This window comes from Pseudoalteromonas sp. SG45-1, from assembly GCF_014164135.1.
GTDB classification, from domain to species: Bacteria; Pseudomonadota; Gammaproteobacteria; order Enterobacterales; family Alteromonadaceae; genus Pseudoalteromonas; species Pseudoalteromonas distincta.
This window is the reverse complement of the sequence record NZ_JACJEP010000018.1, coordinates 34,336-51,477: the sequence shown is the minus strand read 5'-3', so window position 1 is coordinate 51,477 and position 17,142 is coordinate 34,336. Positions and strand designations below refer to the sequence as shown.

Here is a 17,142-nt window from a genome sequence, read left to right as displayed (position 1 = left end):
GTACCAAAGACTACGCCTCATAAATAATGCCCGTAGAGTGTTTAAATAAATCCCCTTACTGTAATCCGCGAAGTAACCATTTAGTTACAAAAATAACAATTCAGGGGAATTATATGACATTAACTAACAAAGGTAGCGCGCGATTATTTAAAAAATCGTCGTTAACAGTTGCGCTAAGCAGCGCGATACTTGCAAGCTTTTCATTTCAAGGTGTTGCAGCAGAAGATGACGAAATAACTAAAATAGAACGCGTACAAGTTACAGGATCTCGAATTCGTTCAGCTGAGGCAATGTCATCGGCTCCTATTCAAGTTGTAGATAGTGCTGCTATAGATGCATCAGGGTCGTTAAATATTCAAGACTTATTATTAGAGAACCCTGCATTTGGTACACCAGCTATTAGCCGTACTAACTCAAACTTTAATACCGCAAGTGCGGGTGTTGCTACTGTTGATTTACGTAATTTAGGCTCTAACCGCACATTGGTTTTAGTGAATGGTCGTCGTTATGTATCAGGTGTACCAGGTAGCTCTGCTGTCGATTTAAATACTATTCCGAGTCAATTCATCGAACGTGTTGAAATTATGACAGGTGGTGCTTCATCTGTTTATGGTTCTGACGCTGTTGCTGGTGTAGTTAACTTTGTACTAAAAGATGATTTTGAAGGTATTGAATTCGAAGGCCAATATGGTGAATCAAGCGAAGGCGATGATGAATCACGCCAATTTAACTTTACCTCAGGCTTATCAAGCTCAGATGGGAAAGGGCACGCGATGTTCCATCTTGGGTATTCTGATCAAGGTGCTGTTTTTTCACGTGACCGTGACCGCTCGGCAGTAGACCAATTTTCAGGTATCTTCTTTGAAGATGATCCAGTAGCAAACCCAGGCTCTGTATTTGATGCTGTAAGTCCATTTTTATCTTCATTTCCGCCACAGGGACGCTTTAGCGCTGGGGATGAAACATTTACGTTTAATGATGCAAACACCCTACAAAACTCGTTTAGTACTAACGGTGGCGATGGCGTAGCTGCAAATGGTTTTAACCGAAGTGGCGTACGTACGATAGCGATACCTACAGAACGTTACTTATTTGCCTCAAATGGTAGCTACGAGCTAAGCGACAAGCATAGCTTTTTTTATGAAGGTACTTACGCTGCAACAACAACCGTTTCTGAATTAGAGCCATTTCCTTTTGCCTCTGACGACATCTATGCAAATGGCCAAGTACCAATTGAATTTAATGTAAACGGTGAAATATTGCGTAACGCATTTGTACCTGATGATATATATAACGCAGCAACCGACACCGACGGTGATGGTATGCGTGATATCTTTTTTGCAAAGCGCTTAAGTGATATCGGTAACCGTGGAGCACGAGCTGAGCGTGATACATTCCGTTTAGCACTAGGCTTTCAAGGTGAAATAGCAGATGGTTGGTTCTACGATACTTACTATGTATACGGTAAAACAAAAGAGCAGCAAGTTTCTGGTGGTTTAGTTAACGTACAAAGCTTTCGTCAAGGTTTAGAGGCTGTTATCGATAGCCAAGATTTAGATGGTGATGGTATTACTGATGAGGCTATTTGTATCGATGCGACAGCACGTGGCTTTAACTGTGCGCCGGTAGACATTTACGGTTTCAATTCGCTATCGCAAGGTGCTATTGATTTTGTAAGTGCACCTAGCTCACTTTCAACGTCGGTTGAGCAAGAAATCATTGGTGGTAATATTTCAGGTGATTTATTTGATTTACCGGCAGGTACGGTAGGTATCGCTGCTGGTTTTGAATACCGTGAAGAGTTCTCACGTAGTGAATTTGATGCTTTACAGCAAGCTGGCCTTAATGCGGGTAATGCAATTCCAGCAACAGAAGGCTCGTTTGATGTAACTGAATATTATGTAGAAGCAAACATCCCCGTGCTTGATTCTGTAACAATGAATGCAGCAGTTCGTTTGTCTGACTACTCAACAGTAGGCAATACTGAAAGTTGGAACGTGGGTATAGACTGGGAAGTAATGGATAGCTTACGTTTACGTGCTACCCGTGCACGTTCAACACGTGCTCCAAATATCGATGAACTATTTTCTCCACCTTCACAAACTTTCCCAAGTGGTTTAAACGATCCATGTTTAGGTGTTACTAATAGTGGCGGTGGTGCTGCAGGTGATGCTTGTCGTACAGATGTTGGTGTTACAACTAATATCGCTTCAAATGGCGAGTTCACGCTTAACCAGTCTGACTTACAAGGTATTAGTGGTTTTAACCGTGGCAACCAAGATTTAAAAGAAGAAGTTGGTGACTCTGTGACAGTAGGTTTAGTATTTACACCAGAAAATCTAATATCAGGCCTAGACATTACGCTTGATTACTTTGATATCGAAATTACAGATGCAATCGTATCAACACCTCGTCAGTTTATTCTTGACCAATGTTATGGTGGTGGCGATACAAGCTTTTGTGACTTTGTAACTCGTCGTAGTGCGCCATCAGGTAATAATAGTGCTGGTTCACTAGAGTTTATTGACAGTGGTGTATCTAACAGTGGTGGTTTAGGTACAGAAGGTGTTGATTTAACACTAACGTACTCTACTGATATTGGCCCAGGTGCGTTTAGAACTCGCCTTGCTTATACTTACCTAATTGATGGTTATAGCATCCCACTTCCAGGCGCTGATAAAGATGAGTTTGCTGGAGAAATTGGTGCATCAGAGCATAAAGCTAACTGGAACTTTGGTTATAAACTTAACGACTTTGATTTTAACTGGAGCTTAACTTACATTGGCGCTGCAGACTTTGATGATCAATTCTTAAGTGGTTTTGGTATTGCTCCAGGTGGAGTAGGGATTGGTTCAGTGACATACCATGATGTTCAAGCAAGTTACCATATCAGCGATTCAACAGAGCTTTACGCTGGTGCGAGTAACTTATTTGATAAAGAGCCACCACGCATTTTATCGGGTGTGAGCGGTTCAAGTACTGGTACTGAAACAGATGCAGGTACGTATGACCCAATTGGTCAATCATTCTACATAGGTTTTAGAAGTAAATTCTAACCAACAATAACGACACTAACTATAGTTACTTAATTAGTTACGTTCACAAAGCCTCAGTATTGCTGGGGCTTTTTTATTGGAAAAAATAATGCGAGCAGTAATTTTTTATACATCGTTTATCCCAATATATAAGTATTGTGCCCACTTAAACCAAAAACAACGCCACTGGTAACAGGGGCGTTGTTTAGTATGGGGAGGAGGTTAATATAGTAACCGAATCGCTTGATTATTTAACGATTTATCCCTATTTGTGCCCTCTTCATTGAGGGCTTTTTTTTGCTGGTTTAGTCTAAGTAAGCCTTTAGCATCCAAACCAGTTTCTCTTGCTCTGAGATGTAATCACTCATTAGTGAGGCTGTACCTTCATCGTCTGCATCACCAGCTTGGCTTAAAATATCACGCTGCATGTGAATTAATGTACTGTAACCAGCAAGTAGGTTTTCTACGGCTGTAACACCATCACTAATATCTTTAGCTTCTTTAATTTTACTTACTTCAAGGTAATCAGAAAATGCATGTAGTGGTGCGCCATCTAACGTTAAAATACGTTCTGCAACTTCATCTACTTTTAGAAGTAGCAAGTTATAAATTTCTTCAAACTTAACGTGTAGTTCAAAAAAGTTACGGCCTTTAATATTCCAGTGAAAACCACGCGCATTCATGTATTGAATCTGGTAGCTACTCAATAATGTATTGAGTGACTTTATGATGTCTTCGCTTTTTGCGCTGTTTAGACCAATTGCGTTTACATGTGACATAACTTGCTCCTGAATAACCGTTTGTTTGTGAACTTGTGATAAGTATTACTAATTTCGATAAATTAGTAAAATCGTTTAAATGTATCTAGTTAATAGTTTTAACCTATTAGCTGTTTTTGATACCTGTATTCACTTTAGACTATTAATAGAAATGGGACTGATTAATAAAAATACTACCCCTCAAAAATAAATAAAACCCAGAAGTATATAAATCATGATCTAAAACAAACTTTATTCAAGGTAATAACTTAGCTATTTTTTTATTGATGTAGGTCAAAAATCATCCACCCTAACGGCGCATAATAATGTTGTCGAAATAATTAGGAGAGATAGCATGCATGCAAAAACAGCGAAACAAAATAAAGCAGAGTTAATCGTGGTAGGAATTGCAGTCATCGCATTTGTGCTTGGGCTAGTCGCGCACTTAGCAGGAGCAAGCTTTGCGAACTCAGATTTTTTTGGTTACATTGCGGCGCCCATTCCGCTTATACTGGCTGTGATATTTTTAATTAGTTATAAAATAGCAGCCAATGCTGAGGATTAATCTTTCTCGTTTAAGCACTTTAAAATGTAATCGAGTACTTGGCGCGAGTAAATCATACTGGTATGGCTTAAATGAAACACCTTGTGTTCTGCCATACCTTTAAGCTTTGTTTCATCGAGTAATACAGTGCCATCTGATTTGCTGCCTTTGACTATTAAGGGCATAAGCCCAATAGGTAAATCGCCCGCAATACTGTAGAGCTTAGCTTTAAATGGCCAATTACCATTTTTAGTAAGCAAAAATTCAACACTATTTTTTAAAAATGATTCAAACCCTTTTTGCTTCATTTTTTGCGCTATATGACTGCCTTTATGTGGAGTACCCAGTGTAATTACCTTCGTAATATTCTGGCTAGCAGGAGAGTTTGCCTCTAGGTAAGCACGTGCAATCAGCCCTCCCATTGAGTGGCATACAAGCGCTGCAGGTTCGTTAGAAATACACTCATCAATTTGTGCAAATATGGTATCGCGGTGAGGGTCGAGCGTATTATAGGTAATGTTTAATACCGTCATACCCGACTCTTCAAGTCGTGAACAAAGTGGGCGCATAACAAAGCCAGACATATACAAGCCATGTAAAACAATAACGTGTTTAACTTTCATATGCTCCCTAATACCAATTTTGTTAAAAACATGATCATCCTAGCGTATTAAATAATCCGCTACCTGCGTTAAAAATTATTTAGATAGAACAACTATATGTCATAATTTTCGCCTTGTTATCGACTTATTTATTTGTCGCTATAATAGATAACTAATTTAATGCAATTGGTATAACTACCGTAATTACATTAACTGTAGCGGTTTTATTTCAATATTGGTTGTATCGGTATTTACCCATACTTCACCATCTTGAATGGAAATGGCGAGCTTAATTCCACGATCAACCAAAGCAGCAAGTGCTTGTGTTGCTGCGTAATCAAGGCTAAAAATACTTAGATTTTTAAATTCATACAATTTAGGCTGATGTTTTTGCCACCAAATTGCTTGATTGTTTTCACCATAAGTATATAGCACCACTTTTTTAGATTTATTACAGGCTTTTTTAAGGCGTTTCTCATCTGGTAAGCCAAGTTCAACCCATAGTTCTATTTCTTCACTATAGCTTACATGCCAAAGTTCAGGCTCATCATCAGCACTTAACCCTTTAGTAAATTCTAAACCATCACAGCTATTTAGCGCAAAAGCGAGTAAGCGAATCATCAACCTTTGGTCGGTTTCTGATGGGTGTTGAGCCAAGGTTAAATTAAAATCTTGATAAACGTGGCGGTCCATATCGCTAAGCGATAACTGCACTTTCATAATGGTGGATTTAAGAGCCATAACAACTAATCTGAAAAAATTTGCGCCAGTATAGCGCAATTAAATGAATTGCCAGTTAAAATAGCGGTTAATTATACGTTAGGAGTTAAAAATGGCTATCCAGTGGTTCCCTGGGCACATGAATAAAGCCCGCAATGAAATTAAAGAAATAATGCCACAAATGGATGTGATCATTGAAGTGCTTGATGCGCGCATTCCCTACAGTAGTGAAAACCCGATGGTGGCAACCTTGCGTGAAGGTAAGCCGGTCATCAAAATTTTGAACAAAGCTGATTTAGCTGATCCTAAAATGACTCAAATCTGGAAAGATTATTTTGAGCAAGAAAACGGTGTTAAAGCGATTTCTTTTGGGCATGATAAAGCAGCTGAAGTACACCGTATTAATGAGCTTTGTAAAAAGCTAGTGCCGCATAAAGTGGGTGCAGATAAGCAAATTAAAGCCATGATCATGGGTATTCCTAACGTGGGTAAATCTACGTTAATTAATGTATTGGCTGGGCGTATAGTTGCAAAAACAGGTAATGAACCTGCGGTAACCAAAGCACAACAACGCATTAAGCTTGAAGACGGTATTATGCTTTACGATACGCCAGGTATGTTGTGGCCAAAAGTAGAAAACGAAAACTCAGGTTATCGCTTAGGCGCTACCGGTGCCATTCGTGATACAGCACTTGAGTATGAAGAAGTAGCAAGTTACACAGCTGAGTACCTATTGCGTGCATACCCAGAGTTATTAAAAGCGCGTTATAAAATAGATGAATTACCACAAAGTGATTGGGAATTTGTTGAAATGGCGGGGAAAAAACGTGGCTGTATTCGTGGTGGTAACCAAATAGACACATACAAAATGTCTGAAATACTAATCAACGAATTACGCGACGGTATCATTGGCCGTATTACTATGGAAACTCCGCAAATGCGTGAGGAAGAAGAAGTAATGGTTGCTGGTTTACGCGCTGCAGCAGAAGCTAAAAAGGCAGCTAAAGAAGAAGAGAAAAAACAACGCCGAGCACGCGCACGTAAAAACCGTCGTTAATTGATTTAGTTTAATTTAACCAACTAAATTACAGACATAAAAAAAGCCCGTAAGGGCTTTTTTAGTTTCATATCTACCGTCACCGATATGAGCAATGTAGCAAGTAAAATAGTAGGGCGGTTACTCATCATCAACATCAAGGGGCGTTGCGGTTCATAACAAGTAACCATAGCTGTTTACGTGCGCCACACGTTGTTTCAGGGTCGAGAAACAAATCAATTCATTCCTTAACAAGTGGTATGCAATCCGTCTTGTTGATATTGATTATCAGTTAGATCTAACAGTCTGTCAACACCTAAATGCAAATAATTCTTATTATTGTGGAGCTTGTTTTTTATTCATATATAAATCGGCTAGTTAGCACTGCCAGTTCATAAAAATGCTTATCTTGGTTAAACAATTAAGAATAGGTTTTTGATACTTATTAAATAATTTGATATGGATTTTTAGTATAAAAGCATTGATCTTTCAAAGTTAAAATAAATTCAAGCTAGGAATGATTTTATCGCCTTCCAAGACAGCGACTGCTTTGATATCAAATCAAATAGTCTCTTGTAAAATCTTAGCCCTCAAAGATTAACAGCCTTTAATTAGTGGCTAAAAATATTCGTACTAATTGGATATTTTAAGCCACTAACGCACTTTATTTGCTGTTATACGTAAATTAATCTGCTCCACTAGTACTTTATCCTGCTTGTTTAGACGCCCTACAATGAGTAAGAAGTCACTACCGTCAGTTTTTATTACTTTTATACTTGTGTTATCAAGCTTGGTTTTACCGTACGAGGCTTCTATTTTTTCTATATCTTTAAAGTGACTAAGATCCGATTCAAGCTTACCGTCATCGTTTTTGTAGTAACTAAAAATATAGTTTTCGGTTATTCCGTTACCGTCTTCTCGGTAATCAAATACTGCATCGCTATAAAAATAAAGTATTTCTTCGTTTTCAGGTGTTAGGCGATTACGTTTTAAAAAGTGTACTTGGTAAGGCCATAAACTATCGCCTTTGATAATTGCAGCATTGGGTAAAATATTTACTTCTTGAAGTACGCCCAAAAATAATAGAGGTGCAAACGCAAGCGAGATTAAATACTGTCTAATTCGCCAGTACGAGTTGTAATGTAAGGCTTCTTTACTTATATCGGTTTGCTCAATGTAACTAACTAGGGGCAACCATAAAAATGGCATTATACAAATCACTATGGTTGCGTATTCGTCCATACGATAAGCAAAGGCGCTGGCAAGTACCATTAGCCAGAGTGTTAAGGCAGTCCAGTTAGGCATTACTCTATTTTTGTTTAACTGTTGTTGGCTGTGCTGTGCAAGTGCGAGATACAAAGGGTAATACCATAAAAATGCAAATATACCTCGAGCAATAGGCATAATACTTGAGTTATCGCGCTCTTTAATGGCCTTAAAGTTACGATAACTCCAGTAGTTAACAAATATGCCTAAACTTAAAATACTGTAAATAATAAACTTACTTACAGATACAGCATAAAATGGACTATCTTCAAATTTAACTTTTTTTGCTGACTCTAATCGCCAATCGGCGAAGAAGAATATGAGCACTAAAATATAGCCAGCCAACACATATTTAAGCCAGCTATAACCAAAGCTATCTAGCACATCAGCTGTTGTTTGAGGCGTTTCGCTCGCCTTTGCATATTTTAGAATAGGGTAATGGGTTGCTGATATTAACTTTTTACGCTGTGCTAAATAATCATCTATTTGATCCGCTTTAATATGATCTTGTTTTGCGTAATAGTTATAGCTCAGTGTTAAAACATTATCATTAAATTCAGTAGTTGTTTTTAGATTGAAGTAGTCGTTGTCAATTTCTTCTTGATCGCTATCAAATCCCCAACCTTTTTCTGCAAAATGTAGTTTTATTGTGGTGTTAATTATATTGGGGTAGTCAAAGTAAAGTGGGTCGGTACGATTTACCTGCTTTGGTTCGTAAACGCTATTTTGTATTTCACTCGCATAAAAACTAGCTTCGTAGCCTTCGTCTGTTTTTTCCCAAAATTCACTAATTAAATACGATTCTTTGGTTATTAGATTACCCGTTTTTTCTTGCTCACTAATTGCCATTGCTTCATTGATTGATAAGCCATTTAAAAAACCTTGGTAATACTCGAAGTAAGATTTAGCAACGCTATTTAGACCACTGCTGGCTATATTGTTTCTTCGGTTAATTGCTTCAAATTCAGCATAAGTGTACTGGGTTTCAAAACGTGATGACTCAGATACTTTTTCAGCAATAAAAAAGTTATCCTCTACAGATACATTTGTATGCACAGGTTTTTGCGCCATTGAAGTTAAAGCGCTTTCACCTTTATCAATAATTAGGGCATAGCCATAATCAGGCTGTGCTAAATATTCGAGAGTACCTCGCTGGTAGCTAACCGTAGGATCGAGCCAGTAGCGTTTTCCGTTTTGTTTAAGCGTAACAATAACGTGATTAAATACACTTGCAGAAGGTGGAAGTTCTTTTAAACGTTTGGTTTCCTCTGTATCAACTAGCGCAGGGAAGGCTTCTATATCCATCGCTTTTAATAACGAGATAAGCAGTACTGTTTTATCTTTGCAATCGCCGTATCGTAGCGAAAGCGTTTCTGAAGCTGACGTTGGTTGATGCGAGTTAGTGCCCATTTCAAGCCCTAAATATCGAACTTCGTCTTGGCTAAAGCGCAGTGCTGCTGCAATTTTATCTGATGTTTTTGTGTGTTTTGCTTTTATTTTTTTAGCTATATCCAAAATGCTGCTTGGGGTTTCTATGGCTGATTGATAAAGCGGATATGCCCAGTTAACTACCTGACCCCAATCGTCAAACTCAGAAAAGTAAACTTGTGTATATGGGTCGTACCACGTTGGGGTTTGAGAATTCTGCTCCAGTAAAGGTTCTTCAAAAAGAGTTATAGAATAATCTTTGCCATATTTATTAAGCGTTTCTTGAATATCAGCTGCGCCATTTACTGTATTTATATGTAGAGGCGTTTGTTTACCCCAAAGTACACGCATATTTTGTTGCACTACGGGTACCGACCAGTTCAGCGTGCGTCTTGTACTAAACTTATTAGCATATATAGGGTTGCTGCCTGTCACTGTGTAGCTGTAATCGAGTATGTCGCCACTGCGCATATCATCAATAATAATATTGAGTGATAAGCTACCATTATAAATACGATCAGCTAATTCAGATTCACCTTGTATAACCGTCATTCTCGCGCTACCAAGCTTATCAATACGCTCATTATTTCTGATAATCGTTAAGCTATTTAGTGTTAGCGACTCGTAACTTGGATCAAAATCAAGACTAAGCTGGCTTATATAATCAACACCACTTTGATTTAAAGCCTGCATAACCAAACGGGTATAACGTTGCTGTTTTTGCCTGCTCGGTATATAGGATTGGTTATCGAGTAACAAATAAAGTGTGCCGTCACGTACTTTGGTTATATCGGAATTCTTGGGTTGCTCAATTATATGTGTATTAACCCAATTAGCTGGTTTATCTATTTTATATTGCTGCGCAAAAATATTATGAGAGAAAATTAATAAGGTAAGTGCAATTAGCCAAGCACTGAGTCGAAGGAAGTTCCATTTCATTGTGGGGTCTTATAGTTGTTTTTATAAATACTATTGAAGGAATAATGTACCAAATTTAGGCTTTTTTGACAATGAGATGTTAATAGAATCCATCGACATATTTATAATTATGATAATGAATAAGTTCAGCTCAATTTAGCTTATTATTTATAGGCATGGGTTATAAATACAATGAAAGCATAAAGGTATTTAATTATCTCTAAAAATGCCTTTGCTGTTTGTCTTATTGCTCGGCACACATTTTACTTTGCAAAATACACTATGCTTTTATAAAGCACGCAACCACTGCATTTACTGCTCAGCAAATGGGCGATTTGGTCGGTGTGAGTCGCTCTACAGCACGCCGTTACTTAGAGTATTTGCTTGAATCAGGTAAGTTAACAGCGGATCAAAGTTATGGCAGTATTGGCCGTCCTGAACGTTGCTATAAAATAGCGAAGTAACTTGGTGTATCTGAAACTTAAGTATTAAACGCTATTAATTTCAATGTCTTGCGTTTTTTTTGTTATGTTTGATATTTAATAGATTCTGACGATAAAAAAAATATGTTGAATTGATTGCATTTTAAGCGGCTTGTATGGTGATGTTCGCATTAAGTGATGTTATACTCCTGCCGAATAATTTATCGACTTTATTAAGAGTAAAATTAATGGCAGATTTATCGAAGTACAGAAACATTGGTATTTTCGCGCACGTTGATGCGGGTAAAACCACGACTACTGAGCGTATCCTAAAGCTTACTGGTCAAATCCATAAAACAGGTGAGGTTCATGATGGTGAATCTACTACTGACTTCATGGAACAAGAAGCTGAGCGCGGTATTACTATCCAGTCTGCGGCTGTAAGCTGTTTCTGGAAAGATCACCGTTTTAACGTTATCGATACTCCTGGACACGTTGACTTCACAGTTGAAGTATACCGTTCACTTAAAGTATTAGATGGCGGTGTTGGTGTATTCTGTGGTTCTGGTGGTGTTGAACCACAATCAGAAACTAACTGGCGCTATGCTAACGAATCAGAAGTTGCACGTATTATCTTTGTAAATAAATTAGACCGTATGGGTGCTGATTTTTACCGTGTAACTGAGCAAGTACGTAAAGTACTTGGCGCAACTCCACTAATCATGACTTTACCAATCGGTATCGAAGATGAGTTTGTTGGTGTTGTAGATGTTTTAACTAAAAAAGCGTACGTATGGGATGACACTGGTCTTCCAGAAAACTACGAAATCACTGACGTTCCTGCAGACATGGTAGAAAAAACTGATGAATACCATGAAATGCTTATCGAAACTGCTGTAGAGCAAGACGATGACCTTATGGAAGCGTACATGGAAGGTGAAGTACCTTCTATCGAAGATATCAAGCGTTGTATCCGTAAAGGTACTCGTGACCTTGCTTTCTTCCCTACGTTCTGTGGTTCTGCTTTCAAAAACAAAGGCATGCAACTAATCCTTGATGCTGTTGTTGACTACTTACCTGCTCCAACAGAAGTTGATCCTCAACCTCTTATGGATGAAGAAGGTAACGAAAATGGCGAATTCGCAATCGTATCTGCTGACGAACCTTTCAAGGCGCTAGCATTTAAGATAATGGATGACCGTTTTGGTGCATTAACTTTCGTACGTATCTACTCAGGTAAGCTTAATAAGGGTGACACTATCCTTAATGCGTTTACTGGTAAAACTGAGCGTGTTGGCCGTATGGTTGAGATGCAAGCAGATGACCGTAACGAATTAACTAGCGCACAAGCTGGTGACATCATTGCTATCGTAGGCATGAAAAATGTGCAAACTGGTCACACTCTATGTGATCCTAAGCACCCAGTAACACTTGAGCCAATGGTATTCCCAACTCCAGTAATCTCGATTGCTGTACAGCCTAAAGATAAAGGCGGTAATGAGAAAATGGGTGTTGCTATCGGTAAAATGGTTGCAGAAGATCCATCTTTCCAAGTTGAGACTGATGAAGATTCAGGCGAAACTATCCTTAAAGGTATGGGTGAGCTTCACTTAGATATCAAAGTTGATATCCTTAAGCGTACTTACGGTGTAGACCTTATCGTTGGTCAACCACAGGTTGCTTACCGTGAAACTATCACTCGTGAAATCGAAGATAGCTACACGCATAAGAAACAATCTGGTGGTTCTGGTCAGTTCGGTAAAATCGACTACCGCATCAAGCCAGGCGAAGTTGCTTCAGGCTTCACGTTTAAATCATCAGTTGTTGGTGGTAACGTACCTAAAGAATTCTGGCCTGCAGTTGAGAAAGGCTTTAAGTCAATGATGGGCGAAGGTGTTCTAGCTGGCTTCCCAGTATTAGACGTTGAAGTTGAACTTTTTGACGGTGGTTTCCATGCCGTGGATTCATCTGCAATCGCGTTCGAAATCGCTGCTAAAGGTGCTTTCCGCCAATCGATCCCTAAAGCGGGCGCACAACTTCTTGAGCCAATCATGAAAGTTGACGTGTTCACTCCAGAAGATCACGTTGGTGACGTAATCGGTGACCTTAACCGTCGTCGTGGTATGCTAAGCGACCAAGAAGCTGGTTTAACTGGCGTTCGCATTAAAGCTGACGTTCCGTTATCAGAAATGTTCGGTTACATTGGTTCACTACGTACAATGACATCTGGTCGTGGTCAGTTCTCTATGGAGTTCTCACACTACGCACCATGTCCACAAAACGTAGCTGACACAGTAATCGCTGCAGAAAAAGAGAAAAAAGCTGCTAAGTAATTAGTTCCTTAACTCTTTAAAAAAACCCGCACATGTTGCGGGTTTTTTATTACCTATAATTTGGTTTTATTCTTTATAGGTTTTTATAACTGCTCTTTATTATTAATTAGTCCTATATTTTTAATTAATAAAAAGGTACTAGATAGAAATTTATTTATATTGTTACAAAGCAGGGATTTGTTATACACGTCTATGCACAGAGCGTTATATCAATAGTGAGGAAATTACTGTTGTATCATTTAGCTCGTTTTTTCTTTTCACTATTTTTAAAGTAGAACTGGAGAATGGTAAGGTTTTTCATTTTTATAACTGGCAACTTGATGGTGAAACGCAATCAGCTATTTCTAAAATGTACTGTAATAAGTTAGCTAGAAAAATAGAAAATATTAGCGGCAAGTGCAGCGCATGATTTTTTAATTTAGATAGAAAAAAGGAGCAATTAATTGCTCCTTTTTTGTTTTTATTTTATAACGCGCTAATTAAACTTTTTTATAGCCTTAGCTTTTAGCGCTTTCATCTTTAGCCTGTGTGGCTTTTTAAAAGATTGTATAGGCATTGATACCATATGCTCTTGTGGCAGTGCCGGAATTGTTTGTGGGTAAGTTCCTTCCTCTGGCACGGAAATCTCTTTTAGATGTACTTTAAGCGCCTCTAGAGTTGAGTCGTTATCAACTTCACTAGGGCAAATAAATATACCTAACTTTCTTAGCTGTACGCCGAGTTTGATACTACTGGTATAACGGATAATTGGAGCACCTAATACTAAGCCTAATAATATAGGTGATAGCCACCAAAAGAAGACAGGTGTGAAGTAGTAGGCTGTGCTACCCCATGCTATAGCCACAATAGTAGAGAATAACGTATAACCAAACGCTTCTTTCCACGGAACCATACGACCTTCGCGCGGTTGTGCATCCCACTTCACTTTTTTACCTAAAAATACGCAAAGCACAAAGTAAGCATGAAATACCATCATTAATGGCGCAACAATAATAGCAAATACGGTTTCAATGATTGAACCTAGTATGAGCTTAATTGAACCACCAAAGCGTTTGTTTCTATGTATTAGGGTGACTATTACGCCCATTAATTTAGGCATTAATAAAATAACAATAGTTAAATACAAGAGTGAATCAATAAGATCGGTTTTAGCTATTTGCCATGTAGGAAATAATTGATAAATACGATTAAAGTACACATCACTATTTAATGCGCGCGTTACTGCATCAATAGTACTTAGCGCTAGCATTGAGAGCCAAATTAGTGATGAAATATAAGCGGTTGCACCTAATAGAAAGTGCAGCTTACTCATTAATTTTAATTTAGATGACGATAGTAAACCTAAGTGCTGAATATTACCCTGTACCCAGCGTCTATCGCGCACAGCATAATCGAGAATATTACTTGGTACTTCTTCGTAGCTACCTTCAATATCTGATAGTAATAGTACGTCCCAACCTGCACTATGAAGTAGTGATGCTTCTACAAAGTCATGACTTAAAATCTCACCGCCAAAAGGTGCGTTACCTTTAAGTGTTGGCAAGCCACAGCACGTTATAAATGCTTCAACTCTAATGATTGCATTATGACCCCAGTAGTTGGCTTTATCTGTTTGCCAAAATGCTGAGCCAGTAGCGAGCATTGGGCTATATAGCACTGACGCAAACTGTAAAAAACGACCAAAAAAGGTATCTTGACGAACAGGTATTGGAATCGTTTGGATCAGGCCTGCTTGTGGGTTGTTTAGCATGCTTGTAGTAAGTTCTAACATACATTTACCGGTCATTACGCTATCTGCATCAAGCACAATCATATGGTCGTAATTACTTCCCCAGCGCTCACAAAAGTCGGTTAGGTTACCTACTTTGCGGTGTTTGTTATCTTCGCGACGACGATAAAAAACATGCTTTGCTGTATCCCCTAAACGTTCGCACAATGCATGCCATGCACTTAGCTCGTTTTTAACTATTTGAGGGTCTTGTGTATCGCTTAATAAATAAAAATCAAAATTATCAAGCTGACCAGTTTCTTTTAACGATTGTAGACTTACTTCAAAGCCCGCGATAACACGGTGGGTATCTTCGTTATAAATAGGCATTACAACGGCGGTTTTCTGAGCGTTAATTGCCTCGTTATTGAACTCAATTGGTTTAATACGTTTTAACGTAAGCGGGTCAATTCGAAACAACTGTAGTACAAAGCCGATTGTGCCACTACAAAAAGCCGTTACAATCCAAGCAAATGTGATTGAGAATAATACTAAAAGGGCATACTCAAGTAATGTCATACCGTTTGAGCTTAAAATCTCAAACATAATAGATATGCCGTAGCCAGATGTGCCAAGTGCCGCAATGGCAAATAGCCATACTCTTAGTGTTTTGAATGGCATTGGAGTGCCCCTACCTTTATTACTTGATGTCATTTGGGTACCAAACATAGCTCCATACCTCGCTAATTTCTTTGTCACGTAGTTTTAACGATAAACGCATATCAACGGGTTGATCGTCCTGTGGTGCAATTTTAAAGGCTACACGCCATCCACGTGAATCCGGAAGTTTTTGTACATTCACGTCGGTTACTTCGCCTGTTGTAAGTTGAATGTCGGCATCTAGTTTTAACTGTTTAGACAGTTGATTTATTTCTGATCCAGTAAAATCAACAGTAAATTGGCGGTGGCTTTTTGGTGGTGGGTTGTCCTCACCGGGTAAAGCGGCGCTACCAATTCTTGTACGTAGTACACGTGCTTTCTCGTGCTGAGTTAAAACTGAATTAAAGGTCGTCATTTTGTAGCTTAATTTTAATGAATCTCCGGCCTTCATTGGTTTTTCTGGTACCCAGTAACTTACGATATTGTCGTTAGTTTCTGTATCAGTCGGTATTTCTACAAGCTCTACACGACCATTTCCCCACTCACCTTGTGGTTCAATCCATAGGCTAGGGCGGTCGTGGTAATGTGCTTCTGTGTCTAGATAGTTATTAAAGTCTCGGTCTCGTTGAGCTAACCCAAAACCTTTTGGGTTATTGTACGAAAATGAAGTAACGCTGAGTTGTGATGGGTTGTTAAGAGGGCGCCATACCCACTTGTCATCAGCAGATTGAGTTAATAGGCCATCCGAGTCATGAACTTCAGGGCGATAGTCATCAAAAAATTTGGTGCTGTTTTCGCCGTGATAAAACATACTCGTTAATGGTGCTACACCTAGTTTTTTAATATCTTTACGCGCAAAAATCTGCATATCAACATCAACTAGCATGTTAGTTGTAGGGTCGACGCTAAATTTGTACGCGCCAGAAATAGATGGGCTATCCAACAATGCAAAAATGGTGATTTGTGTTTGCTCTGCTTTTGGTTTAACTAACCAAAACTCTTTGAACATTGGAAATTCTTCACCCGAATTCTCAGCAGTATCAATGGCAAGGCCTCTTGCTGATAAGCCATAAACTTGTTGAGGGCCAACGACTCTAAAATACGATGCTCCCTGAAATACCATTACTTCGTCTTTATACTCGTTAGTATTTAATGGGTAATGTAAGCGAAATCCAGCATGGCCTAGTTGAGTGCCCGCCACACTTTTAGCTATTTCTTCTTGTAGTGGTGCAGCAGTGCCATCGTATTGGTAAAAGTCGGTGCTGAAAGGTAAGCGGCTACGTTTAGAGTCGCTATCAACAGTATTTATTGTTACAGGTGTTTTATATAAAAAACCAGGGTGGAATAATTGCAGCTCGTACAGGCCTTCATCTTTCCACACCGCTTTGTCTTTTTTAAATCGAATTGAACGGTAGTCTTGATAATCAATATTATTTAGTGCTTCAAGCTCGATGTTTTTAGGTGCCACATATTCTTCGCTTGCTAACTTTTTAGCGCGAGCGCTAATTACATCAAATAAGCTACTTTGTGGAATTGCTACATCAACAGTTGCAGCAATCGCTTGGTTGCTATTGCCCCAAGTCGAAAAAATAATAAGTAGACCCAGTAGTGGTGCTGACTTTTTTTGCCATTTAGGCAAGTTTTGGGTTAGTTGTTTCATTCTCATTCCTTTATAAAAACACGACTTATTTTTACGTTTAGGGTAAATATTG

General features: G+C 38.7%; 11 protein-coding genes and 1 pseudogene. 6 read left to right on the top strand and 6 right to left on the bottom strand.

Annotated elements, in window-relative coordinates; translation table 11 throughout:
- Window positions 1-113: 113 nt before the first annotated feature.
- Window positions 114-3,056: a TonB-dependent receptor domain-containing protein gene (locus H5117_RS14740; RefSeq protein WP_182716496.1), complete on the top strand. Its 2,943-nt coding sequence runs from the start codon at window positions 114-116 to the stop codon at window positions 3,054-3,056.
- Between the two features lie 284 nt (window positions 3,057-3,340).
- Here the strand turns inward: H5117_RS14740 and H5117_RS14735 are convergent, their stop codons facing one another.
- Entirely contained in the window at window positions 3,341-3,814 is a 474-nt protein-coding gene (locus H5117_RS14735) for a Dps family protein (RefSeq protein WP_182738499.1), read from the bottom strand.
- A gap of 334 nt (window positions 3,815-4,148) precedes the next feature.
- On the opposite strand from H5117_RS14735, the gene H5117_RS14730 reads away from it, so the two are divergent.
- Window positions 4,149-4,358 (top strand): hypothetical protein, encoded by a 210-nt coding sequence (locus H5117_RS14730; RefSeq protein ID WP_024597139.1) that lies wholly within the window; start codon window positions 4,149-4,151, stop codon window positions 4,356-4,358.
- Here the strand turns inward: H5117_RS14730 and H5117_RS14725 are convergent.
- Entirely contained in the window at window positions 4,355-4,960 is a 606-nt protein-coding gene (locus H5117_RS14725) for an alpha/beta fold hydrolase (protein ID WP_149601930.1), read from the bottom strand. The two genes, H5117_RS14730 and H5117_RS14725, sit on opposite strands and share 4 nt — an antisense overlap.
- 183 nt (window positions 4,961-5,143) lie before the next feature.
- Window positions 5,144-5,680 (bottom strand): YaeQ family protein, encoded by a 537-nt coding sequence (locus H5117_RS14720; protein WP_024597137.1) that lies wholly within the window; start codon window positions 5,678-5,680, stop codon window positions 5,144-5,146.
- 91 nt (window positions 5,681-5,771) lie between these two features.
- On the opposite strand from H5117_RS14720, the gene ylqF reads away from it, so the two are divergent.
- The gene (gene ylqF / locus H5117_RS14715) at window positions 5,772-6,716 is read left to right on the top strand and encodes a ribosome biogenesis GTPase YlqF (protein WP_004334981.1); all 945 of its coding nucleotides are present in this window, start codon (window positions 5,772-5,774) and stop codon (window positions 6,714-6,716) included.
- A gap of 172 nt (window positions 6,717-6,888) precedes the next feature.
- Complete coding sequence (locus H5117_RS20895; protein WP_404936134.1) at window positions 6,889-7,077, top strand: sporulation protein Cse60; 189 nt, start codon at window positions 6,889-6,891, stop codon at window positions 7,075-7,077.
- A 272-nt stretch (window positions 7,078-7,349) separates the two neighbouring features.
- Here H5117_RS20895 and H5117_RS14710 read toward each other — a convergent pair whose 3' ends face one another.
- On the bottom strand, window positions 7,350-10,328 hold the full coding sequence (locus H5117_RS14710; RefSeq protein WP_182738497.1) for a DUF3857 domain-containing transglutaminase family protein: 2,979 nt from the start codon (window positions 10,326-10,328) through the stop codon (window positions 7,350-7,352).
- 239 nt (window positions 10,329-10,567) lie between these two features.
- On the opposite strand from H5117_RS14710, the pseudogene H5117_RS14705 reads away from it, so the two are divergent.
- Together H5117_RS14705 and fusA are read left to right on the top strand one after the other, a co-directional pair.
- Window positions 10,568-10,771 (top strand): annotated as a pseudogene (locus H5117_RS14705) (HTH domain-containing protein); the annotation flags it as partial.
- A gap of 206 nt (window positions 10,772-10,977) precedes the next feature.
- Window positions 10,978-13,062, top strand: a complete 2,085-nt coding sequence (fusA, locus tag H5117_RS14700) for an elongation factor G (RefSeq protein ID WP_004334977.1) — start codon at window positions 10,978-10,980, stop codon at window positions 13,060-13,062.
- Between the two features lie 475 nt (window positions 13,063-13,537).
- Here fusA and mdoH read toward each other — a convergent pair whose 3' ends face one another.
- Together mdoH and H5117_RS14690 are read right to left on the bottom strand one after the other, a co-directional pair.
- Window positions 13,538-15,499, bottom strand: a complete 1,962-nt coding sequence (mdoH, locus tag H5117_RS14695; protein WP_182738495.1) for a glucans biosynthesis glucosyltransferase MdoH — start codon at window positions 15,497-15,499, stop codon at window positions 13,538-13,540.
- Window positions 15,471-17,090 (bottom strand): glucan biosynthesis protein, encoded by a 1,620-nt coding sequence (locus H5117_RS14690; RefSeq protein ID WP_182693856.1) that lies wholly within the window; start codon window positions 17,088-17,090, stop codon window positions 15,471-15,473. The genes mdoH and H5117_RS14690 overlap by 29 nt, the downstream gene beginning before the upstream one ends.
- Window positions 17,091-17,142 lie beyond the last annotated feature (52 nt).